Raw genomic sequence first — 24111 nt, forward strand, 5'->3', positions numbered from 1 at the left:
GTTCAATTTCTTCAGTGGCGGTTGGTTCTGCGCAGCGCCTGCAGGCGCAGCGTGAGGATTAGAAGCGGCACGCCGATCAGCGTCAGCGCAAGGCCTATCGGCATTGGCGTATCGGCCACCAGCCCACGCGAGAGCGTATCGGCGGTCACCACCAGAATGCCGCCCGTCAGCCCCGACAGGAAAAGCCTGGCGCGACCGACGGCGGGCGACACGAAGGTGGCGAGATGCGGGGCGATGACGCCGAGAAAGGTCAAGGGGCCGACAGCGGTGACGGAAGCGGAGCTGAGGATGACCGCAAAAACGATGACGAGCGGGCGCGAGCGTTTGACCGTTTCTCCGAGCGCCATGGCCATCTCGCTACCGAGATCAAAGACTGCAAGCGCCCGGCCGATGAGGAAAATGCCCACAAGGCTGACCGCGAAAAGAGGCGCGAATACGAGGATGATCGGCCAGCTCGCCTGAAACAGCGAACCCGCCATCCAGTCTGCAAGCGACAGCGATGTTTCCGTTGGTGTGTAGAGCAAAAGCACTGATGAGACTGATGAAAGGGCGGATTCGATTGCGATGCCCATCAGCAGGATGGCGAGCCCGCTGGAACGTTCGCGCCCCACGAGCGCGATGAGCAGGAAAGCTACCGCAAGGCCGCCGCCGACGGCCGCAAGCGCCACCATGATCTTGGGCGCCGCCGGCACCAGCACCAGAAGCAGCATTATGGTGGTCATTGATCCCTGGCTCAGACCGAACAGGCCGGGATCGGCAAGCGGATTGCGGGCGACCGATTGCAGCATGGCCCCGGCCAGCGCAACGCTCCATCCGGCCATGAAACCAAGCAGGATGCGCGGCAGCCGCACCGTCCACAGCGCATAGGCCTGATCGTCGCTCAAATGCCCGCCGGCAACGCCGCGCAGGAGGTCAATGAGACCGGTCTGTGTATTTCCAAGACTAACGGAAATGGCGGCCAGCACCAACGCCAGCAGGATCAGTGCAAGCCCGGCCTTTAGGTTGCCGATGCCGATCTGCAGACCGCTCGGCAGCCGCAGGACCGCTTTGCCATCGGTGGCCAATTGCCTTTTCATGACAGCCCTCTTCATGACAGTTTATTGGCCGAAGGCGAAAGATAGAAGCGCTTGACGATGACGATGAAGACGAGGCCGCCAAGCAGGTCCATGAACAGTCCGGTATTGACCACATACGGCCTGAACAGGGTTTGCGCGCCCAGATCGGCCACCACGCACAGACTCGCCCCGACAAGGGCGGAAGCGGGTAAAGCGAGCGTGAAATTCACCCCGACCAGCGGCCGGACCATATGCGGAACGATGAGGCCGACGAAGCCGATGGGACCGCAGATGGCCACGGCCGAGCCGGACGCCAGCATGGTGGCGAAAAGTGCCACCCGGGAAACGCGCGTGACGTTGACGCCGGCGGAAGCGGCTTTTTCCGCACCCAGCAGTACGAGCGTCAGCGGGCGGGCAACCGACCAGAGCATCACCATCGCAATGGCGCCAATCCACCAGAAATCGGTGAGGCGCTCGGCATAGACGTGGTTGATATTGCCGCCGACCCAGCTCAGGAATTCGGCGCGACGTGTGGGGTTTGACAAAAGGAGGGCATTGGTGATGCCGATCAGCAGCATGGAGACAAGCGCACCGGACAGGATGAGCGACAGGCCGCGCGGATCGTTTGACCGCCCGGCCAGCCGGGCGACGAGGAAGCAGGCGCCAAAGCCGAAGCCGGCGCCGATAAGCGCGATGAGCCCCTGTATTTCGGGCGAGAAATCGAACACCAGCGCACCGGCGACCACAAAAAGCGTCGCACCGGCATTCAGGCCCAGGGTGGAGGGCGAGGCGAGAGGATTGCGGGCAAGCCCCTGCAGCACGCAGCCACTGACGGCCGTGGTGGCGCCGACATAGATCGCAATCAGTGAGCGCGGGATTTGCTGATAGAGGAGAACCGACTGTTCATAGGTTTCGGCCTCGCCATGCACGAGCGTCGTCGCGATTTCGGCAAGTGGCAGGTCGCCAGTCATCAGCACGAAGTTGATGACGAGAACAGCGGCCAGCAAGATCGCGGCGGCAAAGATCAGCATTATTTTAGATGTCATGCCGGAATGGCCTGTTCCTGCCGCTCAAGCCGCGGCACGCAGATGAGCCGCCCCTGCCGGGAAAATATGTCGGCCTCGAGATCAAAGACGTCGGCAACATTGGCTGATGTGACCGTATTCGCGACAGGCCCGGAGGCGAGAACCCGTCCGGCTTTCAGCATGATGACGTCATCGGCGAAGGTGGAGGCGAGGTTGAGATCATGCAGCACGACGATAACAGTTTTGCCGTGCCTGTCCGTCAGTTCGCGCACGAGGCTGAGGACGGCATATTGATATTTCATGTCGAGATGGTTGACCGGCTCGTCCATCAGGATCACCTCCGTGTCCTGAGCGAGCACCATGGCGATGAAGGCGCGCTGGCGCTGGCCGCCGGACAGCGTGTTGACCTGCGCCCTGGCCTTGTCTTCCAGCCCGACGGTCTTAAGCGCTTCGGCAAAAAGCGCCCGGTCGCGTTCGGATGGACCGCCGCCAAGCCCGTAGCGCGCATAACCCGCAAGCTCGATCAATTCGCCAAGCGTCATATAGTCAGGGCAATGGCATTCCTGCGGCAGATAGGAGATGCGGCGGGCGAGTTCGCGGCGTCCGATCGCGCCGATCAGGCGGTCACCGAGGCTTATCCTGCCTGATGATAAAGGCACGAAACCCATGATCGTCTTCAACAGCGTCGACTTGCCACAGCCGTTGGGTCCGACCAGCGCTGTGACGCGGCCGGTTTGAAAGCGGGCAGACAGGCCCTGCAATACGGGGATGTGTCCGTAACTCGCATGAAGGTCCGTGGCATCAAGCACCGGATTACAACTCCTGTTATTCATAGGGCCATGCGTCGACTCGACGCACGTCCTACCTAAGCTGTTGAATTCCCATATCGAACTTGCGGAAATCGAGTTCTGTACCGGCAAGCGCGACAGGCTGGTCTTGAAGCGACACTAAACTATAGTAAAATTCTCCACAAATCGAAATTTGCCGATTCACATCGCGGTTTTCGTGATGATTTTTTCATTCGAGGTGTTTCATGTCAGTCGCGCTCAAGCTTCACGTCGGCATGTCGCTGGCGCCAACCTGGCTCAGCGGCGAGGCATGGCGGCGTCAAGACAGCGGTATAGACGGGGTTTTCTCCAGCGATTATTTCGTCGATCTTGCAAAGCGCGCCGAGGCTGCGCATGTGGATTTTGTCTTCCGGCCCGACACGCTGTTCCTGCGCACTGAGGGGCTGGAGGACGGCGGCGGATTTGCGAGCATGGACCCGAACATGCTTCTGGCCGCCATCGCACGGGAGACCAGCCATGTCGGCCTGTTATCCACGGTTTCAACGACATTCCTGCCGCCTTATGTGGTTGCCCGCCAACTGCAATCGCTGAACTGGCTGAGCAATGGCCGGGCGGGATGGAACATCGTCACGGCGCTGGACGGCCACGAAAATTTCGGTCTGAAAGAAATGCCGTCGCCGCAGGAGCGTTATGAACGCGCCGCCGAGTTCACGCAGGTAGTACAGCAGCTCTGGGCGAGCTTTCCCAACGAGGCGCTAAAGCTGGACAAAGAGAGCGGGCGTTTTGCCGATTCGTCGCTGGTCCAGCCAATCGCGCATGAAGGAAAGCACTTCAGCGTCAAAGGCCCGCTCAACCTGCCGGCCCATTCCAGCCGTATTCCACTGGTGCAGGCTGGAGCTTCCCCCGAAGGCCGCGATTTCGCAGCCTCCGTTGCGGATGCGGTCTTTGCCTCGACGCCGGATATGCAGGCGGCAATCGAACTTCGGGCGGATTTGCGGCAAAGAGCGGAGCGGCATGGGCGCTCACCAGATGTGGTGAAGCTGATGCCGGGTCTCAGTCTTTATCTGGCCGACACCAAGAACGAAGCGCTGGAGCTGTTTGCGGAGACCCACGCAAGGGCCAACCATGGCCGTGTATTTGCATCCATTCAAAATCTGACGGGTCTTGACCTTTCCGACTGGTCGCTCACGCGGATCGTGACCCCGTCTGACTTGCCGCCGCCGCCCGAGACACCGAGAAGCCGCACCCATGCCAATCTGCTCCGCCGGCTGATCGAACGGGAAACGCTGAGCGTTGCCGAATTGTTGCGGCGTCCGGAAGTGATGGGGTCGGGCCATTGGCAGATCATCGGCACGGTTGAGGATGCTTTTGAAAGCATCCGCGAATGGGTGGCGGCCGGCGCGATAGACGGCTTTGTCGCGGTGCCTGGCGGTTCGGTCGCGTCGATGCGGCTGGTGCTGGAGCGGCTGCTTCCGAGGCTCGGTGATGCCGGGCTCTTCCGCACCGCCTATTCCGGCAGCACCTTCGCCGACCACCTGGCCGGATAGGTTTACGAGCCGCCGGATTCTGCCGTCGCCTTTCCGGCCGCTTCAAGAAGCTGCGGAAAGTGCCGCTCGGTCTCGGCGGTCGCGAGGAAAGAAACGGTGGTGACGACGCAACAGATTTCGCCCTGTGCGTCGAAAACCGGGGCGGCCTTGCCGGTCAGGGCGGAGAACAGGTGTTCGTTGAGTTCCGCGCCGCCCGTCTCACGAATGGCGTGCAGGACTTTAGCGTCTGGGCGGTACCCGCGAAAGGCGGGCGGCTGCAGCTTGCGCACCGGCGCTGTCCTGTCCGGTGGCAGATAAGCCTGAAAAACCAGCCCGCAGGCGCTGTTATCCAGCGGTAGAACATCCCCCAGCGCCACGGTGCTGATGGAGAAGCTGGCACTCCTGTGCCATTGCACCACGGTCGGGCCGCGATCGGTCCAGATCGCCACGCCGCAACTGGCGCCGATCTGCGAGGCCAGTGCTTTCATCTGTCGACCGGCGGTTTCGACCGGATTGATTCGTCTGAGCGCGCTGACGCCTATCGAGAGCGCGGTTGGGCCGAGGTCGTAGCTGCCGGTTGCAGGGTCCTGTGCCACCAGTCCCTCCCGCACGAGGCTTTGCAGGTAACGATGAGCTGTGGAACGGCCTGTGCCGGCGCGTTTGGCGAGTTCGCCGAGTGCAAGCGCCCCGTCCGATTTTGCCAGAAGGTCGAGAAAACGGGCAGCAATAGAGACCGACTGAATGAGGGCAGAGCGCTTCTCTCCGTCGTTTTCAGGCAGATTGTCCGGCTCGTCATCCATGGCGTCCAAGTCCGCTCCCCGATTTATGTCGTGAACATGCCTAGCGCATCCGACCGGAAATCGGAATCGATTTCTGAGCTATTTCAAAGCCTTCCCCTTGAGGCGGGGAACTACACGACAACGGCCAGTCGATAAACTTTGTTGTAAATATGGCACATCCCGTTACGGAACCCTATCCGTCCACAATACGGAACGCATTCTCTATTGCGAAACGGATAACGCTTCCGTTACTTGAATATGACTTTGATACTCATGTTTATTAGGGGTGTGTTATGGGGTTTCGTTCTAGCGGCCGTTTGATGGGCGGGGTCAGCGTTTTGACGCTGGCCGCCCTGTTTGTGACGCCGGTTTTCGCCCAGGAGCAACAGGCCGAGGCCTCGGGAACGACCGTTCTCAAGCCGATTGTGGTGACCGGCGAAAAAGTCGCGCGCGACATGAAGAACACGGCGTCTTCCGTCTCGGTCAAATCCAGCGATGAACTGAAAAAGGAAAAGACAGGCGATCCAACCGTCTCAGACGCGATCAAGGACATTCCAAACGTTGTTTATACCGACAATGTCAGCGCCCCGATCATTCGCGGTCTCGACACGCAGGGCCCGAACACCGGAGCAACGGCATTCTTCGCCGGCACCGTGCCGCGCGCCACGATCAATGTCGATGGTCACTATCTCGGTTATAACGAGTTCATCTATGGCGCGACGTCCATCTGGGATGTCGAAAGCATCGAGGTCTTCCGTGGGCCGCAGACCACATCGCAGGGCGCTAACGCCATTGCCGGCGCCATTCTCGTCAATACCAAGGACCCGACGTTTACGCCGGAAGCAAGCTATCAGGCGGAAATCGGGAATTATCACCAGAAGCGGGCGTCCTTTGCGGTCTCAGGCCCGTTGATCGAAGACGAGCTGGCGGCGCGTCTGGCAATCGATTATTCGGGTCGCAATACCTTTATCGATTACATCAATTCCGGTTTTGCCCACGCAGGCACCAACCAGGATTTCAAGGAATTCAACGCGCGTTTCAAGCTTCTGTGGGAACCGCCGGAAATTCCGGGCCTGACGACCAAGCTGACCTATTCCTATAACGCCGCCAACCGGCCGAGCCAGGAAGCGGCGTCGCGTCCTTTCGAGGATCTCAACCACATCACCACCACCATGCCGAGCTGGAGCCAGAATACCCACACCGGCATTCTCGACATCAATTACGACTTTGAAAACGGCGTAAAACTCTTCAACCAGACGCAGTTTTCCGCCTCAGACGCGCGCCGCAGGGTGGGTGTGGTCAATAATGGCGATGCCAATATCGATCAGACGAACACGTCCCACGAGACCCGTGTGACCTTCGGTGATCAGGAAGATGTGCTGAGCGGCGTCGCGGGCATATTTTATGCCCACACGCAGGCCGATGAAGTTCTTTATCTGCGGGGTACATACAACAACAGCGTTTCGACATTCGATGATACCAAGGACAATCTAGGTATCTTCAGCGAGCTGAGCTATCGTTTGACGGACCAGTGGACGCTTACCGGCGGCCTGCGTTACCAGACCGACCGTATCCAGCGGGCGGGCCGCTCCGTCTATTCGGCCAGGGCGGTGGATTTTGACGAGACATTCTCCGAACTGCTTCCCAAGGCCACGCTCGCTTACGCGATCAATGATGACTGGACCGTTGGCGGCATGATCAGCCGTGGTTACAATCCCGGCGGCATATCGCTGAACATCTCGTCGGGCCAATGGTTGCCCTTCGAGAAGGAAACCATCTGGAACTACGAACTCTACACGCGCGCGAAGCTGCTGGATGACAGGCTGACGCTCAACAGCAACCTGTTCTACATGGATTACAAGAACGCCCAGTACAATATTCCGGTCGTTATCTCGTCAGGCATTACTCAATCCTACACCATCAATGCGCAGAAAGCGCATGCCTATGGTCTGGAAGTCGGCGCCGACTATCAGGTTCTCGACAATCTGACGCTGAAGGCAAGTGCCGGCGTGCTGAAGACCGAAATCGACCAGATTTCCAGCAATGCCAGCTATGCAGGCAATGAATTCGCGAAATCGCCTGGTTACATGTTCAGCATCGGGGCAAGCTGGGATGTGACCGACAAGTTCACCGTCTCGGGTCAGGTGCGTCATATCGACGGTTATTATTCCGACACGGCCAACACGGCTGCCTATGCGATCGACCCCTACACCATCGCCGATGTGCGTGCGAGCTACAAGTTCCAGGAGGAGATGGAGGTCTACGCTTACGTGAAGAACGTCTTCGACGAGCGTGCGCCGACCTATATGCAGCAGAACCGCGGCATTGGCGGCATCGAGGCCAGCATGACCGAACCGCGCATGTTCGGCATTGGTGTCAGAGGCACGTTCTAAGCGATTGCCTGAACCGGAAAAGTAAAAAGGCCTTCGAAGTGATTTTCGAAGGCCTTTTTTCATGAAGGAAATGATGCGGAGAAGGTCTCAGAAAAACGCCTGAATGCCCGTCTGCGCCCGGCCGAGGATAAGCGCGTGAACGTCGTGCGTGCCCTCGTAGGTGTTGACCGTTTCGAGGTTCTGGGCGTGGCGCATCACGTGGTATTCGATCTGGATACCGTTGCCGCCGTGCATGTCGCGGGCCTGGCGGGCGATATCCAGCGCCTTGCCGCAATTGTTGCGCTTGATGATGGAGATCATTTCCGGCGCCATTTTGTGCTCGTCCATCAGGCGGCCGACGCGCAGCGATGCCTGGAGGCCGAGAGCGATCTCGGTCTGCATGTCGGCGAGCTTTTTCTGGTAAAGCTGCATGCCGGCCAGCGGCTTGCCGAACTGCTTGCGGTCGAGACCATATTGCAGGGCGCGGAACCAGCAATCTTCCGCAGCGCCCATCACGCCCCAGGAAATGCCGTAGCGGGCGCGGTTGAGGCAGCCGAACGGGCCTTTCAGGCCGGAAACATTCGGAAGCAGCGCATCTTCGCCCACTTCCACGCCATCCATGACGATCTCGCCTGTTATGGAGGCGCGCAGCGAAAGCTTGCCGCCGATCTTCGGTGCAGACAGACCCTTCATGCCTTTTTCCAGCACGAAGCCGCGAATCTGGTTGTCGTGGGCTTCGGATTTCGCCCAGACGACGAAGACATCGGCGATGGGCGCATTGGAAATCCACATTTTCGAACCACGCAGGCGATATCCGCCGGCGATCTTTTCGGCGCGGGTCTTCATTCCGCCCGGATCGGAGCCGGCATCCGGTTCGGTCAGGCCGAAACAGCCGATCAGCTCGCCGGAGACGAGACCGGGCAGATACTTCTTCTTCTGTTCGTCCGAGCCATAAGCGAAGATCGGATGGATGACGAGCGAGGACTGCACGCTCATCATCGAGCGATAACCGCTGTCGATCCGCTCCACCTCGCGGGCCACGAGACCATAGGCCACGTAGCTGGCATTTGCGGCGCCATATTCTTCCGGCAGGGTGACGCCCAGAAGGCCGGTGCGGCCCATCAGGCGGAACAGTTCCGGTTCGGTGGTCTCAGAAAGATAGGCCTCGGACACACGCGGCATAAGTTCCGATTTGCCGAAGGCTGCGGCGGCGTCGCGGATCATCCGCTCGTCTTCGGTCAGTTGGTCTTCCAGCAGAAAAGGGTCCTGCCAATTGAATGCTGCGCGTTCGCTCACGTTATGCCTCCGGATTTGCTGGCCGGATTATTCGTATCCGAGCCCACGCGCGCAAGCCATGTTTACTCATTTTTGCATTACCTATAGTAATAGGTCATGACATCTCTCAGCCGCAAACTCCTGCCCTCCACCAGTGCGCTTGCCGCCTTTGATTCCGTTGCCCGGCTTGGCAGCTTTTCAGCCGCTGCCGATGAACTTGCCTTGACGCAAGGGGCGATCAGCCGTCAGGTTATGTCACTGGAAGAACAGCTTGGGGTGCGGCTGTTCGAGCGCGGCGCGCGTGGGGTGTCACTGACGAACGAGGGTGGTGCTTACGCGAAATCAATTGCCGCAGCCCTTGGCGAGATACGTGCCGCCTCGTTGCAGATCATGACCAAAACGCATGGCAATACGCTCAATCTAGCGATGCTGCCGACATTCGGCACCCGCTGGCTTCTGCCGCGCATTCCTGATTTCGTCTCCAGCCATCCGGAAATCACCATCAATTTCGCCACCCGCATCGGCCAGTTCGACTTCGAGCGTGAGCAACTGGATATGGCGATCCACATCGGGCAGGCGGATTGGCCGGGGGCGGAAAGCACCTTTCTAATGCATGAGATGGTTGCGCCGGTATGCAGCCCCGAATTCCTGAAGGCGCATCCGGTCGAAAAGGGTGAGGATATTGCCAGCCTGCCTCTGCTGCACATGGCCTCGCGGCCTGGTGCCTGGAGCCACTGGTTCGAGAGCCTCGGCCATTCGCTTGCCTTGCCGCAGGGCATGCGGTTCGAGCAGTTTTCCAGCGTGGCGCAGGCCTGTATCGCCGGACTTGGCGTGGCTTTGATGCCGCTTTTCCTGATCGATAACGAACTGAAATCGCGGCAACTGGTGAAAGCCTACGATCATCAGGCCAAAAGCCCGAGTTCCTATTATGCGGTCGCGCCGCTATCCCGTGCCAACCACGTTCCAGTCGTGCTGTTTCGCGACTGGCTGGTACGGCAGGTGGAGGCCTATCGTGCCGCGGGCAATCTGCCACTGGAAAAATAAGCGCACTTTTTTCGGGCATTTAGAGTTCGTGCCTCGATTTTTGCCCGGTTTTGTCTCTGGCCGGACTCGACAGGACGGTTTTGGTCGATTATCGTGATTAAACGTTTAATCAGCCCTTTCGGACCATCATGGCGTCTTCACGGCCTGCCACCAATCTGAGCGCGATAGCAGCGGCACTCGGCGTGTCGGTTGCAACCGTGTCCAATGCGCTGTCAGGCAAGGGCCGTGTTTCGCCGGAACTGGTGGAGCGCATCCGCAAGACCGCGAGCGAACTTGGTTATGTGCCGAGTTCGGCGGGCAGGGCGCTGCGCACCGGCAGGTCAGGAGTTCTCGGGCTGGTGCTGCCGGATATCGCCAATCCACTCTTCCCACAGATCGCGCAGGCCATCGAAAAGGCAGCCGTCAATGCCGGTTATGGTGTTTTGATCGCCGACTCCCGCGGCGAGATCGCCATGCAGACGGACGCCATCAACCGGCTGATCGAGCGTGGAGTGGATGGCATGGTCGTCGTTCCCCGCCGCGGCACGCGTATCGCGGATGTCGATTGCCCGGTGGCGGTGATCGACAGCCCCTCGACGCCCGGAAACACCGTAGCCGCTGACCACTGGGACGGCGGCCGGCAGATCGGCGAATATCTGGCAGCCCTCGGACACGACAAGGTGGTGCTGATCGGCAAAAACCGCGACTCAAATGTGCAGAACGACCGACTCGGCGGCATTCGCGATGGTTTGGGCAAGGCCTGCGTCACGGAAACGCTGTGGGTGGACGCCATTGAAAAGGCGGATGGTGCGGGTTGCCGTCTCGGCCTTACCGAAAAGGTGAGGGATGGTTTCACTGCCTTTGCTGCCGTATCCGACCTGCATGCGTTGCGCGCGCTCACTGAATTGCAGCGCGAGGGCATCGAGGTGCCGGAAGAGGCGAGTGTCACCGGCTTCGACGATCTGATTTTCTCCGCCGTGGTGACGCCGCCGCTGACGACGATGCGCATGGATATGCGCCGCATCGCCGATCTGGCCGTGGATGCGCTGTTGCGCGCGATCGATGGCGAGGCGGGCTTCGAAAACGGCATAGCTGCCGAGGTCACGGCAGAAATCTCGAAAGTACCGATGGCGCTGATCATGCGCGGCTCCACCGGCGAAAAAAAGCATGATGCGATTGAAGCCAAAAACACGACAGCAGGAGAACTCACACCATGAAAAAAATCATTCTTGCATCGGGCACCGCCCTGATGCTGACGATGGGTGCCGCGCAGGCGCAGGACAAGACGCTGACGATCTCGGTCTACGCCTTCGCGCAGGACGAATTCAAGGAACTGGTCTATACACCGTTCGAAAAGCAATGCGGCTGCAAGCTGGTCGTCGAGACCGGCAACAGCGTTGAGCGCCTCGCCAAGATGGAGGCCAACAAGGCCAATCCGGTGGTCGATCTCGCCATTGTTTCCATGGCGGATGCGCTTTCCGCCACCCGCAAGGACCTGATCCAGAAGATCGATGCCGCCAAGGTGCCGAATATCGGCAAGCTCTATGACATCGCCAAGGATCCGAATGGCGACGGCATGAGCGTCGGCGTCAATTTTTACGCCACGTCAATCGTTTACCGCACAGACAAGATGAAGATCGACAGCTGGGCCGATCTTTTGAAGGACGGTATCGTTGACCACGTCGCTTTCCCAAATGTCACCACCAATCAGGGCCCGCCGGCGCTTTACATGCTGGGCAAGGCCATCGGCAAGGATACGCCTGATCTCTCCGGCGCTATCGAAGCCGTGGGCGAAAAGAAGGACGATATCGTCACGTTCTACGTGAAATCCTCGCAGCTGGTGCAGCTCATGCAGCAGGAAGAAATCTGGGCCGCCCCCATCGGCCGCTTCTCCTGGGCGCCCTTTACCAAGCTCGATCTGCCGCTTGCCTGGGCAACGCCCAAGGAAGGCCAGACCGGCGGCATGAACGTGCTCGTGGTGCCGAAGGGCACGAAGAACGAAGATTTGGCGCTGCAGTTCATGGATTTCTGGCTCTCGACCGACGTTCAGAAGGTGCTGGCCGAAAAGCTCGTGGACAGCCCGACCAACAAGGAAGTCAAGGTGTCCGACGAGGTGGCGAACAACATCACCTATGGCGACGAAACCGCAAAAAGCCTGCAGCTCATTCCTTCCGCCGTGACGCTCGACAACCGTGACAAGTGGCTGTCGGAGTGGAACGCCAAGGTCGGCCAGTAAGTCCTTATCAAGGTTTGGAATGGGGCATTTAGTAACGTCCGAAAGGGCGGCTCCATTCCCGGAAAAGCGGTTTGGTCGTCCCCTGACCGCTTTTCCACCTCTCAATTCCGCAAGCTGGCCCTGGCCGGTTGCAGTAACAATCGGCCGCGGGCCGTTCAGGGAATAAAGCGATGTTTCAGAACCGGGCCGAAGCGCTGGCGCTTGCCTTGCCCGCCGCTATTTTCGCGGCGGCGGTCTTTCTTGTGCCGGTCTTCATGCTCCTGTCGGAAGGCTTTCACACCGCTGACGGCTGGACATTGTCCGCTTACGCCGATTTCTTCTCCGATCCGCTGAACAGGGCGGTTTTCCTGCGCACCCTGAAGCTTGGCGCACTCGTCACCATCGTATCTGCGGTTGTGGGTTATGCGGCGGCTTTCGCCATCGTCAATCTGTCGCAGGGCGCGAAAGGACATGTCGTCAATCTGGTCGTCTTGCCGCTGATGATCTCGCCGGTTGCCCGAACCTATGCCTGGATCGTCATTCTCGGAAGAACCGGCATCGTCAACCAGGCGCTTCAGGCTGTAGGACTGAGCGATGCGCCGATCCGTATACTGTTTTCCGAAACGGCTGTTTTCATCGGCCTTCTGCAATTGTTCCTGCCATTAATGATCATTTCCCTCATCAGTGCGCTGGAGAATATGCCCAAGGATACGATCGCAGCCGCCCGCGTTCTCGGCGCAAACTGGCTGCAGGTGTTCTGGAAGGTCATCCTGCCGCTCACCAAGGAGGGGCTTGTTGTCGGCGGCACGCTGGTGTTCACCGGTTCGCTCACGGCCTATATCACGCCGGCCATTCTCGGCGGCTCCAAGGTGCTGATGCTGGAAACCCTGCTCTACCAGCAGGTGACGGTCTCCAACAATTTCGTCGCCGCCAGCGTCATCGCCTTCATCCTGATCGTCATGAGCTTTGCCGCCAATATCCTGCTGAAGCGCATCGCCACCGCAAGGAACAAGAAATGACCCGGCAGCTCTTCATTCCGCTCACGCTCCTGCTCGTTGTCGGCTTCCTGATCGGGCCGTTCCTCATCATCGTTGCGGCCTCATTTTCGGCCGGCGACACGCTCGCCTTTCCGCCGCAGGGCTTTTCACTGAAATGGATCGCGAAGGTCTTCACCGTCGAAAGTTTCCGTGAAAGCTTCGCGATGTCGATGTTCCTCGCCATTGGCGGCACATTCACGGCGCTCGTCCTCGGTATTCCCGCTTCCTACGCCATGTCGCGCTACAAGCTGCCCTTTGCGGAAACCGTGCGCACGATCGTTTCGGCGCCGATCATCGTGCCGGGTATCATCGTCGGTCTGGCGCTGCTGCGCTATTTCGTCGTTCCCTTCGGCATCGGCATCACGCTTGCCCTGTTTCTCGCGCACACGGCGCTCATCCTGCCCTATGCGGTACGGGTGGTTTCGGCCAGCCTCAACAATCTGCGTTCGGATATCGAGGAGGCGGCGGTGCTGCTCGGCTCGTCGCGGTTTGGCGCATTTTTCCGTGTGGTGCTGCCAAATATTCGCGGCGGCATCCTGTCGGCCTTCATCCTCGGTTTCGTGACGAGTTTCAATCAGGTGCCCGTGTCGCTGTTCCTGTCGGGTCCGGGCGTGCGCACGTTGCCCATCGACATGCTGGGCTACATGGAGATCGTTTTCGATCCGTCTGTCGCCGCACTCTCATCGCTGCTCGCCTTCCTTTCCATCGGCATCGTCTTCCTGGCCGAACGTTTTCTGGGGTTCTCCCGTTATGTCTGACGCAAATTACCTTTCGCTCCAAAAAGTCTCGCTCGCCTACGGCAACAGCATCGCAGTCAAGGATCTCGACCTCGATATCCGCAAGGGTGAACTTCTCGCGCTGCTCGGTCCTTCCGGCTGTGGCAAGACCACCACGATGCGCGCCATTGCCGGGCTGATGCCAGTGGCGGGCGGGCGCATCGATCTCGACGGCGCCGATATCACCCGCGTCGCCGCCAACAAGCGCGCTGTCGGGCTGGTGTTTCAGTCCTATGCGCTGTTTCCGCACCTGACGGTTTACGAAAACGTGGCCTTCGGCCTCAAACTCAAGGGCATGAACGGCAAGGCGCTTGATGACAAGGTCGCCTCCGGTCTGAAGTCCGTGGGATTGTCGAACTTCGCATCGCGCAGGCCGGCCGAGCTTTCCGGCGGCCAGCAGCAGCGCGTGGCGCTGGCGCGCTCCATGGTCATGGAGCCGAAGGTGCTGCTGCTCGACGAGCCGCTCTCCAACCTTGATGCGCGCCTCAGGCTTGAAATGCGCACCGAATTGCAGCGCGTGCAGAAGGAAACCGGTGTGACGATGATCTTCGTCACCCATGACCAGATCGAGGCGCTCGCATTGGCCGACCGTATTGTCGTCATGAAGGGCGGCAAGATTGAGCAGATCGGTACACCGGAAGAGATCTACAATGCGCCGGTTTCCGCCTTCGTGGCGGATTTCGTCGGCTTTGAAAACATCTTCGCGCTGGAAGGCGGCGCGTTGAAAACCGAAAACGGCACAACACCGCTTACCGGACCAGTCCCTTCAGCATCTGGACTGGCCTGGCGGCCGCGCATGGTCACCCTTGGTTCAGGTCCTTTCCAGGGAACCGTGCGCGGCACATCCTTTGCCGGAAATACCCGTGAGTACCTGCTGGATACGCTGCTTGGTCCCATCAAGGCGGAGACCGATGCTGCGCTGACCGCCCATACGATCGGTGATACGCTCGCCTTCGACCTCCCGGTCGAAAAGGCGGCAAGCCTCAAGGTGTTTGGCTGATCATGGGTGTGTGGATCGATACCGATATGGGCTTTGACGATATCGCCGCCATCATGGTGGTGCAGTCGGCAGGCCTTGCCATAGACGGCATTTCGCTGGTCTTCGGCAATGCGACGCTGGATGTTGTCTGCAGCAACGCCGCAGGCGCGGTCGCCGCCTTCGGCTGGTCCATGCCGCTCCATCAGGGCCGTGCTAAACCCGTCCTTGGCGCGCTCGAAACCGCACAATGCATTCTGGGTGACAGCGGCATTCCGACCGTCGGCCTTAGCCTGCCGGATGCGCCCGCTCTGCCGCAAAGCGACGCTTTCACTGCGCTGTGCGGCTGGCTTGAGGGGGCAGGCGAAAAGCGTATCCTCGCGCTCGGCCCGCTTACCAATATCGCCGCCCTTTGCCTTGCCCGGCCCGATCTTGCCGCGAAAATTTCCGATCTGACCTGGATGGGTGGCGGCGTGACGAGCGGCAACCACACCGCATCTGCCGAATTCAACGCCTTTGCCGATCCGGAAGCGCTGGCCATCGTGCTTTCCCATGACCTGCCGCTGCGCATGGTCGATCTGGACGCCTGCCGCAAGGTCACCGCCTCGCCAGCCGATGTGCTGCCGATCCGAAATGCTGGCGGCAAAAACGCCGGCCTGATTGCCGACCTGCTGGAAGGTTTCATCGGCATCGCCACGAGACGCGGCAGACCGGGCATGGCGCTTTACGATCCCGTTGCCGCTGTCGGCTTCACCTCCGAGCTGCTTGGCTGGCGCCATACGCGGATCGATGTCGAGCTTCACGCGGCGCTAACGCGCGGGCGAACGGTGGTTGAGCCGCGTGCCGACAAGGTTGCCGCCTTCAACGCGCATTTCGCCGACACCGTGAATGCCGAAGCGGCAAAGGCTGCGGTTCTCGAGGCGTTGCGCCGCGAGGCTGCCCGATGAGTGCACAATCCCCGATACGCGAGCCGGCCGATCTCAACGACGATGCGATGCGCGCCCGCGCGGTTGCCGCTGCGCGCGGCGATGCGGCTTTCGATGTTCTCATTACCGGCGGAACGCTGGTGGATGTGGTGACGGGGGAGCTTCGCGCCGCTGATATCGGCATTGTCGGTCCGCTAATTGCCAGCGTTCACGAACCGGCAAGCCGCAGCGATGCTGCGCAGCTCGTCGACGCGTCGGGCGCCTTTGTCTCGCCCGGCCTGATCGACACGCATATGCACATCGAAAGCTCGATGATAACGCCCGCTGCCTATGCGGCAGCCGTGGTTGCCCGCGGCGTCACCACTATCGTCTGGGACCCGCATGAATTCGGCAATGTCCATGGTGTCGAAGGGGTGCGCTGGGCGGCGAAATCCATCGAAAACCTGCCGCTGCGCGCCATTCTGCTTGCACCCTCCTCAGTGCCATCAGCACCGGGTCTGGAGCGCGGCGGCGCTGATTTCGATGCCGGAATTCTCGCTGATATCCTGTCATGGCCGCAGATTGGCGGGGTTGCGGAAATCATGAACATGCGCGGCGTCATCGAACGCGATCCGCGCATGAGCGGCATCGTACAGGCCGGTCTTGTCTCGGAAAAGCTCATCTGTGGCCATGCGCGCGGCCTGAAGGACGCCGATCTCAACGCCTTCATGGTGGCCGGTGTTTCTTCCGATCACGAGCTGGTCTCGGCTGAAGACCTGATGGCGAAGCTTCGGGCGGGGTTGACCATCGAGCTGCGCGGCTCGCACGATCATCTGCTGCCGGAATTTGTGGAGGCGCTGAATGCGCTCGGCCACCTGCCGCAGACGCTGACGCTCTGCACTGACGATGTTTTCCCGGACGATCTGTTGCGGGGCGGCGGGCTGGATGATGTGGTGCGCCGCCTTGTCCGTTATGGCCTGAAACCGGAATGGGCGCTGCGCGCCGCAACACTGAATGCTGCGCAAAGGCTTGGCCGTGCCGATCTCGGCCTCATCGCCGCCGGTCGCCGTGCCGATATCGTCGTTTTCGAGGATTTGAGTGGTTTTTCACCCCGTCATGTCTTGGCCGGTGGCAGGGCGGTTGCGGAAGCCGGGCATATGCTCGTCGACATTCCAGCCTGCGATGCGGCGGCGCTCGAAGGCTCGATGAAGCTGCCGCTGCGCGCAGCCGATGATTTCCGGGTTGCCTGCGAGGGCGCAAGGGTGCGCCTTGCCACCATCGACCGCCCACGCTTCACGCAATGGGGCGAGGCGGAAGCCGAGGTGAAGGATGGTTTCGTCGTTCCCCCCGAAGGCGCCACGATGATTTCCGTCACCCACCGCCACGGCAAGGCCGAGCCAGTTACCAGGACCGGCTTCCTTACCGGCTGGGGACGCTGGAACGGCGCCTTCGCCACCACCGTCTCGCATGACAGCCACAACCTCACTGTCTTCGGCGGTAATGCCGAAGACATGGCGCTGGCCGCCAATGCGGTGATTGCGACAGGCGGCGGCATGGCTGTCGCCTCTGAGGGTAAGGTGACCGCGCTTCTACCCCTGCCGCTCTCAGGCCTCGTTTCCGATGCGCCGCTTGAAGACGTAGCACAGGCTTTCGAGGAATTGCGCGCCGCTGTCGGCAAGGTGGTCGATTGGCAGCCACCCTATCTGGTCTTCAAAGCCTGCTTCGGCGCCACGCTCGCCTGCAACATCGGTCCTCACCAGACAGATATGGGCATTGCCGATGTGTTGACGGGACGGGTGATGGAAAGCCCGGTGCTTGCGGTGGTGGGGTAAACCAGGGTCGAGCGTTGCCAAAAAGCCGGCATATTGCTAAATCCAACCCCTGTTTACCTGTCGCTCTATATGGATGTTGAACATGGGTGCCTCGAAGTCATCAGATAAGTAAGCCGCAACGACGATATTTCGTTGTTGCGGCGTTCTGTCGAGCGATCCCTGTTTCTTCGGGCAGACGCCGCCAAATGTCCTCATTTGAGCGGATCAATTCTAATGTCTATTCCAACTCCCGTTTGGGGGAGATCGCTGTTGGCAGCAATGCTGCTGATGGCTCCCTTTGATATTCTCGCCTCGCTGGCCATGGATATTTACCTGCCGGTCGTCCCCATCATGCCGGAAGCCCTCGGCACGACACCGGTGGTGGTTCAACTCACGCTCACCGTTTACATGGTGATGCTCGGCCTTGGGCAAATCGTGTTTGGCCCCATCTCCGACCGCATCGGTCGCCGGCCCGTCTTGATCGGCGGTGCCCTGCTGTTCGTCGTGGCCTCGTTCTGCCTCGCAGCTGTGACAACGGCGAGCGCCTTTATCGTTTTCCGGTTCCTTCAGTCGGCTGGAGCGGCGGCGGCATTGGTCGCCACTTTCGCCACCGTTCGCGACGTCTATGCGGATCGTCCGGAAGCAACGACGATATACGGAACGTTCAGCTCCATTCTCGCATTCGTCCCGGCACTCGGTCCGATTGTCGGGGCGGTCATCGCCAATGAATTCGGCTGGCGTGCCATCTTCGTCACCCTGGGCGCGGCAGCTTTCATTGCGACGGTTGCCGCAGGGATGAACTGGAGCGAAACCCGACCGGCGACGGCAACGATGTCACGCCTATCGCCTTTGCGCATGTTGGGCAGTGGTCGCTTCTGGACCTATACGCTTGGGTTCAGCACTGCCATGGGAACGTTTTTCGTATTCTTCTCCACCGCTCCGCTCGTCATGATCGGCAGGGCAGGTCTCTCCGAGGTGGAGTTCAGCCTGGCTTTTGCAACCGTCGCAATCGCAATGATCGTTACCACCCGTTTTGCGAAGTTTTTCGTTGCCAGATGGGGTGTGCAGGGCAGTCTCGTGAGGGGCATGGCCCTGTTGTTCGTGGGGGCGTTTCTGTTCACTGCAGGTGAAGTCGGGGCGGTTCCGTCATTTTTGACGTTTATCGTACCGATGTGGGTCATGGCGGTCGGAATCGTTTTTACGGTTTCAGTCACCGCCAATGGCGCGCTGGAGGAGTTCGGGCACATGGCTGGAACAGCCGTCGCCTTCTATTTCTGCATTCAAAGTCTGTTTGTGGGAATAGCGGGCACCTTGGCTGTCGTCATTCTGCCGGGTGATGCGGCATGGCCGGTGATCGCCTATTCATCGATCATGGCCTGCCTTGTCCTGACGGCGCTATATTTGTTGAACCGCCGGAATATCTGAGCGAGAAAGCCGGGCAGCGCGTCTGCCGCTGCCCGGCTTTTCAGATTTGGGAATGCAAAAAGTGGCTTTCGGCCTTACTCCGCCGCCAGTTCCTGCTCCACCAGTGTTGCCCAGAAAGCGACGCCGGGAACGATTGCCGCGTCGTTGAAGTCGTAGGAGGTGTTGTGGTGCAGCGCGCCATCCACCGCGGGGCCGTTGCCGAGCCAGACGTAGCAGCCGGGGGCTTCGCCCGCGAAAAAGGCGAAGTCGTCGCCGGCGGTCGAGGGCGGGAAGGCGGTGCGGGATTTGTTGCCGAAGACGGTCTTGGCGGCTCGCAGCGCCCGTTTCGTCGCATCGGCATCGTTGATGACGGGCGGAATGCGGCGGATGAATTCATAGCTTGCCTCGATGCCGAACATCGCCGCCGTACCCTTGGCGAGCCTGCCGATTTCCGTTTCAAGCTGGCTGCGCACCTCAGGCGCGTAGGCGCGTGCGGTGCCGCCGATTTCGACGAGATCGGGAATGACGTTGAGCGCCTTGGGGTCACCCGCCTGCACCGAGCAGGCGCTGACGACGGCAGGTTGCAGCGGATCGACGACGCGGCCGACGATGCTTTGCAGCGAAGCGAGGAAGGTGCCCGCCGCCGTTACCGGATCGCGGCCGAGATGCGGCTTGGCGCCGTGGGTGCCGATGCCCCTGAAGGTGACGCGCCAGCTATCGGAAGAGGCAAGCTGCGGTCCTTCCACCACGGCCATTTCGTCAATGCCAAGCCCCGGCATGTTGTGCAGGCCATAAACTGCATCGCAGGGAAACAGGTCGAAAAGCCCGTCCTCAACCATTTTTTTCGCGCCGCCACGGCCTTCTTCGGCCGGCTGGAAGATGAAATGGACGGTGCCGGAAAAATCGCGGGTACTGGCGAGATAACGCGCAGCGCCCAGCAGCATGGCGGTGTGGCCGTCATGGCCGCAGGCATGCATCTTGCCGGGGAACTTCGATTTATAGGGCCGGTCGGGAATTTCCGGCATGGCCAGCGCATCCATGTCGGCGCGAAGACCGATACTGCGGGTGCCGTTGCCCACCTGCAGCGTGCCGACCACGCCGGTACCGCCAAGGCCGCGATGCACCTTCACTCCCGCCCTTTCGAGAAGATCGGCGACGATGGCGCTGGTTCTCTCCTCTTCAAAGCCCAGTTCCGGATGGGCGTGGAGATCGTGGCGAAGCTCCGTCAGGAATGGCAGGTCCTCGCCGATGCGGTCCAGCAGTCTCATGGGTAGCTTGTCCTTGAATATGGGGAAAACCCACGCCATAGGTGGGCTTGTCCGAATGCCTGTTGCTTTGTTTCCTTCTAGCTGAAAAACCCAATGAAATGAACCCGCCGCATGCCTGCGGTTGTCGAAATGCCTGATATGCCGAACGGGGATGGCGCGGATGAAAATCGCTTCCGCTTTTGCCGTCCCGCTTCTGAAAGGAAAACCGATGCCGCAATCCGCATCGCCCGCCGCATCATCCCCCGCCGCGCCGCATGAGTTCTGGCAGGATGTTCTTCCGCCCCGTTCGTTCGATACGACAGGCCCGCATTCGGCTTTCTTTCCGGCGGAGCTGGATGACGGGCGGCAGATCTGCCTGCCGATCCGGTCCTTGGCGGATGGCGAACATGCGCTCGCCTCGCTCATCGTCAATCAGGCCTCTTTTGACGTGCTGGAAGTGCTGGCCGCCGACCTGGCGGAAAAGCTTCGCCCCCTCAAGCCAGATGTCGTGATCGGCCTGCCGACTCTGGGGCTGACGCTTGCCGCAGCCGTTGCCCGTCACCTCGGCCATTCGCGATATGTGCCGCTCGGCACTTCGCGCAAATTCTGGTATCTGGAGGAACTGTCGGTGCCGATGTCCTCCATCACCACCAAGCAGGAAAAACGGCTTTACATCGATCCGCGCATGTTGCCCCTCATCGAGGGCAGGCGGGTGGCGCTGGTGGACGATGTCATCTCCAGCGGCAGCTCAATCATTTCAGGTCTTTCGCTTCTCGCCTCATCCGGCATCAAGCCGGTGGCAATCGGCGCTGCCATGCTGCAATCGGATCGCTGGGTGCAAAAAATCGCTGCTTTCGGGCCGGAATGGCCGGAGCGGGTGAGGGGTGTTTTCGCGACGCCGCTGCTGAAAAAAGCCGAAGGCGGCTGGCAGGCTTGACGTTGCGCAATTCCCGGCAAAAGGCAAGTGGTGATAATTTCATCGTTGCCTAATTTGCGTCTTGCGGAGCCGTGAGAGATCGTCCTAAGATCGTTTCTGACAGACTATAGCAGTCGGCGAAAAATGCGCCGGTTTGCTCTCGCGCGGTGTTATTCCGGCGTCTGCCCGCCCCCTTTGGTTTTGCCGCTTACTGGAATTTCTTGACATGCATGCAGTGTTCGACGGTCATAATGATGTGCTGCTTCGGTTGTGGCGCAACAGCAAGGCCGGTGGCGATCCGGTGGCTGAATTCAAGAACGGCACCCGCGAAGGCCATATCGACGGTCCGCGTGCACGTGCAGGCGGTCTCGGCGGCGGCATCTGCGCCATCTACATTCCTTCCGGCGATCTGGTCCTGCAGGAGCCGGACGCGCAGGGTCATTACGATACACCGCTTGCGGCGCCGCTCGAACGCCAGCCCTCGCTCGATATTGCGATGGAAAAGGCTGCGATCGCGCTCAGGCTTGACCGTGCCGGCGCCTGGCGCCTTTGCCGCTCGACGGCCGATATCCGCAAGGCCTTTGCCGAGGATATTTTCGCGGCCGTGCTGCACATGGAAGGCTGTGAGGCGATCGGTGCCGATCTCGATGCGCTTGAGGTTTTTTATGCCGCCGGCCTGCGCTCGCTCGGTCCGGTCTGGAGCCGGCACAATATTTTCGGTCACGGCGTTCCCTTCTCCTATCCAATGTCGCCCGATACCGCGCCCGGCCTTACCGATGCCGGTTTTGCGCTGGTCAAGGAGTGCAACCGGCTCGGCATTCTCATCGATCTCGCCCACATCACCGAAAAGGGCTTCTGGGATGTGGCGAAGACCACGAACCAGCCTTTGATCGCCAGCCATTCCAACGCACATGCGCTCACCCCCGTCGCCCGCAATCTTACTGACCGGCAGATGGATGCCATCAAGGAGAGCGGCGGTCTGGTGGGCCTCAACTACGCGGTCACCATGTTGCGGGCGGATGCGCGCGACATTGCCGACACGCCGCTTTCCGACATGGTGCGCCACATCGACTACATGGTGGAGCGTATGGGCGTCGATTGCGTGGCGCTCGGATCGGATTTCGACGGCGCGACGGTACCCGTTGGCGTTGCCGATGCCAGCGGCAACCACAATCTGGTTGCGGCGCTGAAATCGGCGGGCTACGGTGATGGAGAACTTGCTAAAATATGCCGGGAAAACTGGCTGCGCGTCCTATCCCAGGCCTGGCACGAGCCGGCCTGAAGGCAAATAAAAGCGAACTAAATCAATCTCATAACAAAAGGGGAGATCCTATGATCAAATCGCTCAACAAGTCCATGCGTATCCTCAGCACCAGCGCTGCTCTGTCGCTGATGATGCTGTCTGCGCCGCACGCTTTTGCCGCCACGCCGGCCGATACGCTGGTTGAAGGTTTCGCCATCGACGACATCATCACGCTCGATCCGGGTGAGGCATTCGAGCTGTCGGCAGCTGAAGTTACTGGCAACACCTACAGCAAGCTGGTTTCCATCGATCTCAACGACACCTCCAAGGTGATCGGCGATCTGGCCGAGAGCTGGACGACCTCTGAAGACGGTCTCACCTATACCTTCAAGCTGAAGACCGGCCTGAAATTCGCCTCCGGCAATCCGGTGACGGCAGATGATGTTGCCTTTTCCTTTGAACGTGCCATCAAGCTCGACAAGTCGCCAGCATTCCTTCTGACGCAGTTCGGTCTCAAGGGCGACAACGTCACTGAGAAGGCGAAAGCGACGGATGCCAACACCTTCGTACTGACGGTCGACAAGCCCTACGCACCAAGCTTCGTGCTGAACGTTCTGACCGCGACCGTTGCCGCAGTTGTCGACAAGAAGCTGGTAACCGAAAAGGCCAAGCCCGTCACGCCGAGCGCCGATTACAAATACGACACCGATTTCGGCAATGCGTTCCTGAAAACAGGTTATGCCGGTTCCGGCCCCTACAAGATCCTTGGCTGGAAGGCCAACGAAGCCGTCATTCTGGAGGCCAACCCCAACTATTACGGTGAGAAGCCGAAGTTGAAGCGCGTGGTCTATCGTCACATGAAGGAAAGCTCCGGCCAGCGCCTGGCGCTTGAAAACGGTGATATCGACGTTGCCCGCAACCTCGAGCCGGGTGATATGGAAGCCGTTTCCAAGAAGGAAGGCCTTGCCGTCACCTCCGCGCCCAAGGGCACCGTTTATTACTTCAGCCTCAACCAGAAGAACGAGAACCTGAAGAAGCCTGAGGTCGTCGAGGCCTTTAAATATCTCGTCGACTACGACGCGATCGGCGCGACGATCATCAAGGGCATCGGCGAAATCCACCAGACCTTCCTGCCAAAGGGCCAGCTCGGCGCGCTTGACGAGAACCCATACAAGCTCGACGTCGCCAAGGCCAAGGAACTGCTGGCGAAGGCTGGTCTGAAGGACGGCTTCACCGTGACCATGGATGTGCGCAACACGCAGCCGGTGACCGGCATTGCCGAAAGCGTACAGCAGACGCTGGCGCAGGCTGGCATCAAGCTGGAAATCATTCCCGGCGACGGCAAGCAGACGCTTACCAAGTATCGCGCCCGCACGCACGATATCTACATCGGCCAGTGGGGTTCGGACTATTTCGACCCGAACTCGAATGCCGAGACCTTCACGATCAACTACGACAACTCCGAAGAAGGCAAGAACAAGACGCTTGCCTGGCGTAACGCCTGGGACGTTCCGGAGTTGACGAAGGAAACGCAGTCGGCACTTCTGGAAAAGGATAATGCCAAGCGCGCCGCCATCTATCAGAACCTCCAGAAGGAAGTTCTCGAAAAAGGCCCGTTCGTCATCATCTTCCAGCAGACGGAAGTGGCGGGATACTCCGCGAAGCTCAAGGGCCTGAAGCTCGGCCCGAGCTTCGACACCAACTATGTCTATACGATCTCCAAGGAATGATCCGGAAG

General features: G+C 60.0%; 20 protein-coding genes. 14 read left to right on the forward strand and 6 right to left on the reverse strand.

From position 1 onward, the window contains the following. Positions 1 to 11: 11 nt before the first annotated feature. Genes AB4Z23_RS23220 through AB4Z23_RS23230 form a run of 3 tightly spaced genes read right to left on the reverse strand, consistent with a single transcriptional unit; the run spans position 12 to position 2913 of the window. The gene (locus tag AB4Z23_RS23220) at positions 12 to 1076 is read right to left on the reverse strand and encodes a FecCD family ABC transporter permease (protein ID WP_112492866.1); all 1065 of its coding nucleotides are present in this window, start codon (positions 1074 to 1076) and stop codon (positions 12 to 14) included. Between the two features lie 11 nt (positions 1077 to 1087). Continuing rightward, a complete protein-coding gene (locus tag AB4Z23_RS23225; RefSeq protein ID WP_112492865.1) occupies positions 1088 to 2101 on the reverse strand; it encodes an iron ABC transporter permease in 1014 nt (337 codons plus the stop codon). Continuing rightward, a complete protein-coding gene (locus tag AB4Z23_RS23230) occupies positions 2098 to 2913 on the reverse strand; it encodes an ABC transporter ATP-binding protein (RefSeq protein WP_034502490.1) in 816 nt (271 codons plus the stop codon). The genes AB4Z23_RS23225 and AB4Z23_RS23230 overlap by 4 nt, the downstream gene beginning before the upstream one ends. Before the next feature lie 200 nt (positions 2914 to 3113). Here AB4Z23_RS23230 and AB4Z23_RS23235 point away from each other — a divergent pair, with 200 nt between their 5' ends. Then, entirely contained in the window at positions 3114 to 4415 is a 1302-nt protein-coding gene (locus AB4Z23_RS23235; RefSeq protein WP_441360822.1) for an NtaA/DmoA family FMN-dependent monooxygenase, read from the forward strand. A 2-nt stretch (positions 4416 to 4417) separates the two neighbouring features. On the opposite strand, the gene AB4Z23_RS23240 is transcribed toward AB4Z23_RS23235, so the two are convergent. Further along, on the reverse strand, positions 4418 to 5194 hold the full coding sequence (locus tag AB4Z23_RS23240; RefSeq protein ID WP_019566931.1) for an IclR family transcriptional regulator: 777 nt from the start codon (positions 5192 to 5194) through the stop codon (positions 4418 to 4420). 272 nt (positions 5195 to 5466) lie between these two features. On the opposite strand from AB4Z23_RS23240, the gene AB4Z23_RS23245 reads away from it, so the two are divergent. Further along, positions 5467 to 7566, forward strand: coding sequence for a TonB-dependent receptor (locus AB4Z23_RS23245; RefSeq protein ID WP_441360823.1), 2100 nt, complete (start codon positions 5467 to 5469; stop codon positions 7564 to 7566). Positions 7567 to 7653: 87 nt separating this feature from the next. Here AB4Z23_RS23245 and AB4Z23_RS23250 read toward each other — a convergent pair whose 3' ends face one another. Continuing rightward, positions 7654 to 8841 carry an acyl-CoA dehydrogenase gene (locus AB4Z23_RS23250; protein WP_035200144.1) on the reverse strand — a complete coding sequence of 396 codons (1188 nt, stop codon included), beginning with the start codon at positions 8839 to 8841 and terminating at the stop codon, positions 7654 to 7656. 96 nt (positions 8842 to 8937) lie between these two features. Between AB4Z23_RS23250 and AB4Z23_RS23255 the strand changes: the two genes are divergently transcribed. The 9 genes from AB4Z23_RS23255 to cml all read left to right on the forward strand — a co-directional run bounded on the left by AB4Z23_RS23255 (position 8938) and on the right by cml (position 18988). Continuing rightward, positions 8938 to 9864 (forward strand): LysR family transcriptional regulator, encoded by a 927-nt coding sequence (locus AB4Z23_RS23255; RefSeq protein ID WP_035200145.1) that lies wholly within the window; start codon positions 8938 to 8940, stop codon positions 9862 to 9864. Positions 9865 to 9992: 128 nt separating this feature from the next. Continuing rightward, the gene (locus tag AB4Z23_RS23260) at positions 9993 to 11060 is read left to right on the forward strand and encodes a LacI family DNA-binding transcriptional regulator (protein ID WP_003518110.1); all 1068 of its coding nucleotides are present in this window, start codon (positions 9993 to 9995) and stop codon (positions 11058 to 11060) included. Continuing rightward, positions 11057 to 12079 (forward strand): ABC transporter substrate-binding protein, encoded by a 1023-nt coding sequence (locus tag AB4Z23_RS23265; protein WP_441360824.1) that lies wholly within the window; start codon positions 11057 to 11059, stop codon positions 12077 to 12079. Before AB4Z23_RS23260 ends, AB4Z23_RS23265 begins: the two co-directional genes overlap by 4 nt. 170 nt (positions 12080 to 12249) lie before the next feature. Beyond that, positions 12250 to 13077, forward strand: a complete 828-nt coding sequence (locus AB4Z23_RS23270; RefSeq protein WP_097099532.1) for an ABC transporter permease — start codon at positions 12250 to 12252, stop codon at positions 13075 to 13077. Continuing rightward, on the forward strand, positions 13074 to 13853 hold the full coding sequence (locus AB4Z23_RS23275) for an ABC transporter permease (protein WP_003504740.1): 780 nt from the start codon (positions 13074 to 13076) through the stop codon (positions 13851 to 13853). Before AB4Z23_RS23270 ends, AB4Z23_RS23275 begins: the two co-directional genes overlap by 4 nt. Continuing rightward, the gene (locus AB4Z23_RS23280) at positions 13846 to 14871 is read left to right on the forward strand and encodes an ABC transporter ATP-binding protein (protein WP_115064548.1); all 1026 of its coding nucleotides are present in this window, start codon (positions 13846 to 13848) and stop codon (positions 14869 to 14871) included. Before AB4Z23_RS23275 ends, AB4Z23_RS23280 begins: the two co-directional genes overlap by 8 nt. A 2-nt stretch (positions 14872 to 14873) precedes the next feature. Beyond that, positions 14874 to 15794, forward strand: a complete 921-nt coding sequence (locus tag AB4Z23_RS23285; RefSeq protein ID WP_441360825.1) for a nucleoside hydrolase — start codon at positions 14874 to 14876, stop codon at positions 15792 to 15794. Beyond that, a complete protein-coding gene (locus tag AB4Z23_RS23290; RefSeq protein WP_441360826.1) occupies positions 15791 to 17584 on the forward strand; it encodes an adenine deaminase in 1794 nt (597 codons plus the stop codon). Before AB4Z23_RS23285 ends, AB4Z23_RS23290 begins: the two co-directional genes overlap by 4 nt. Positions 17585 to 17797: 213 nt before the next feature. After that, positions 17798 to 18988 carry a CmlA/FloR family chloramphenicol efflux MFS transporter gene (gene cml / locus AB4Z23_RS23295; RefSeq protein WP_035200154.1) on the forward strand — a complete coding sequence of 397 codons (1191 nt, stop codon included), beginning with the start codon at positions 17798 to 17800 and terminating at the stop codon, positions 18986 to 18988. 74 nt (positions 18989 to 19062) lie between these two features. On the opposite strand, the gene AB4Z23_RS23300 is transcribed toward cml, so the two are convergent. Continuing rightward, on the reverse strand, positions 19063 to 20235 hold the full coding sequence (locus AB4Z23_RS23300; protein WP_003518103.1) for a M20 aminoacylase family protein: 1173 nt from the start codon (positions 20233 to 20235) through the stop codon (positions 19063 to 19065). Between the two features lie 208 nt (positions 20236 to 20443). Between AB4Z23_RS23300 and AB4Z23_RS23305 the strand changes: the two genes are divergently transcribed. The 3 genes from AB4Z23_RS23305 to AB4Z23_RS23315 all read left to right on the forward strand — a co-directional run bounded on the left by AB4Z23_RS23305 (position 20444) and on the right by AB4Z23_RS23315 (position 24103). Further along, entirely contained in the window at positions 20444 to 21151 is a 708-nt protein-coding gene (locus tag AB4Z23_RS23305) for a phosphoribosyltransferase (protein ID WP_065687468.1), read from the forward strand. Positions 21152 to 21356: 205 nt separating this feature from the next. Beyond that, positions 21357 to 22412 carry a dipeptidase gene (locus AB4Z23_RS23310; RefSeq protein WP_003518101.1) on the forward strand — a complete coding sequence of 352 codons (1056 nt, stop codon included), beginning with the start codon at positions 21357 to 21359 and terminating at the stop codon, positions 22410 to 22412. 50 nt (positions 22413 to 22462) lie between these two features. Next, the gene (locus tag AB4Z23_RS23315) at positions 22463 to 24103 is read left to right on the forward strand and encodes an ABC transporter substrate-binding protein (protein ID WP_003518100.1); all 1641 of its coding nucleotides are present in this window, start codon (positions 22463 to 22465) and stop codon (positions 24101 to 24103) included. The last annotated feature ends 8 nt before the right edge of the window (positions 24104 to 24111 follow it).

Origin of the sequence: Agrobacterium sp. MCAB5, assembly GCF_052114365.1 — a bacterium.
GTDB lineage: Bacteria > Pseudomonadota > Alphaproteobacteria > Rhizobiales > Rhizobiaceae > Agrobacterium > Agrobacterium tumefaciens.

Excerpts from the sequence above, each read along its gene's own strand:
- AB4Z23_RS23220 (WP_112492866.1), bottom strand. The coding sequence starts at position 1,076 with ATGAAAAGGCAATTGGCCACCGATGGCAAAGCGGTCCTGCGGCTGCCG.
- AB4Z23_RS23225 (WP_112492865.1), bottom strand. The coding sequence starts at position 2,101 with ATGACATCTAAAATAATGCTGATCTTTGCCGCCGCGATCTTGCTGGCC.
- AB4Z23_RS23230 (WP_034502490.1), bottom strand. The coding sequence starts at position 2,913 with ATGAATAACAGGAGTTGTAATCCGGTGCTTGATGCCACGGACCTTCAT.
- AB4Z23_RS23235 (WP_441360822.1), top strand. The coding sequence starts at position 3,114 with ATGTCAGTCGCGCTCAAGCTTCACGTCGGCATGTCGCTGGCGCCAACC.
- AB4Z23_RS23240 (WP_019566931.1), bottom strand. The coding sequence starts at position 5,194 with ATGGATGACGAGCCGGACAATCTGCCTGAAAACGACGGAGAGAAGCGC.
- AB4Z23_RS23245 (WP_441360823.1), top strand. The coding sequence starts at position 5,467 with ATGGGGTTTCGTTCTAGCGGCCGTTTGATGGGCGGGGTCAGCGTTTTG.
- AB4Z23_RS23255 (WP_035200145.1), top strand. The coding sequence starts at position 8,938 with ATGACATCTCTCAGCCGCAAACTCCTGCCCTCCACCAGTGCGCTTGCC.
- AB4Z23_RS23260 (WP_003518110.1), top strand. The coding sequence starts at position 9,993 with ATGGCGTCTTCACGGCCTGCCACCAATCTGAGCGCGATAGCAGCGGCA.
- AB4Z23_RS23265 (WP_441360824.1), top strand. The coding sequence starts at position 11,057 with ATGAAAAAAATCATTCTTGCATCGGGCACCGCCCTGATGCTGACGATG.
- AB4Z23_RS23270 (WP_097099532.1), top strand. The coding sequence starts at position 12,250 with ATGTTTCAGAACCGGGCCGAAGCGCTGGCGCTTGCCTTGCCCGCCGCT.
- AB4Z23_RS23275 (WP_003504740.1), top strand. The coding sequence starts at position 13,074 with ATGACCCGGCAGCTCTTCATTCCGCTCACGCTCCTGCTCGTTGTCGGC.
- AB4Z23_RS23280 (WP_115064548.1), top strand. The coding sequence starts at position 13,846 with ATGTCTGACGCAAATTACCTTTCGCTCCAAAAAGTCTCGCTCGCCTAC.
- AB4Z23_RS23285 (WP_441360825.1), top strand. The coding sequence starts at position 14,874 with ATGGGTGTGTGGATCGATACCGATATGGGCTTTGACGATATCGCCGCC.
- AB4Z23_RS23290 (WP_441360826.1), top strand. The coding sequence starts at position 15,791 with ATGAGTGCACAATCCCCGATACGCGAGCCGGCCGATCTCAACGACGAT.
- cml (WP_035200154.1), top strand. The coding sequence starts at position 17,798 with ATGTCTATTCCAACTCCCGTTTGGGGGAGATCGCTGTTGGCAGCAATG.
- AB4Z23_RS23300 (WP_003518103.1), bottom strand. The coding sequence starts at position 20,235 with ATGAGACTGCTGGACCGCATCGGCGAGGACCTGCCATTCCTGACGGAG.
- AB4Z23_RS23305 (WP_065687468.1), top strand. The coding sequence starts at position 20,444 with ATGCCGCAATCCGCATCGCCCGCCGCATCATCCCCCGCCGCGCCGCAT.
- AB4Z23_RS23310 (WP_003518101.1), top strand. The coding sequence starts at position 21,357 with ATGCATGCAGTGTTCGACGGTCATAATGATGTGCTGCTTCGGTTGTGG.
- AB4Z23_RS23315 (WP_003518100.1), top strand. The coding sequence starts at position 22,463 with ATGATCAAATCGCTCAACAAGTCCATGCGTATCCTCAGCACCAGCGCT.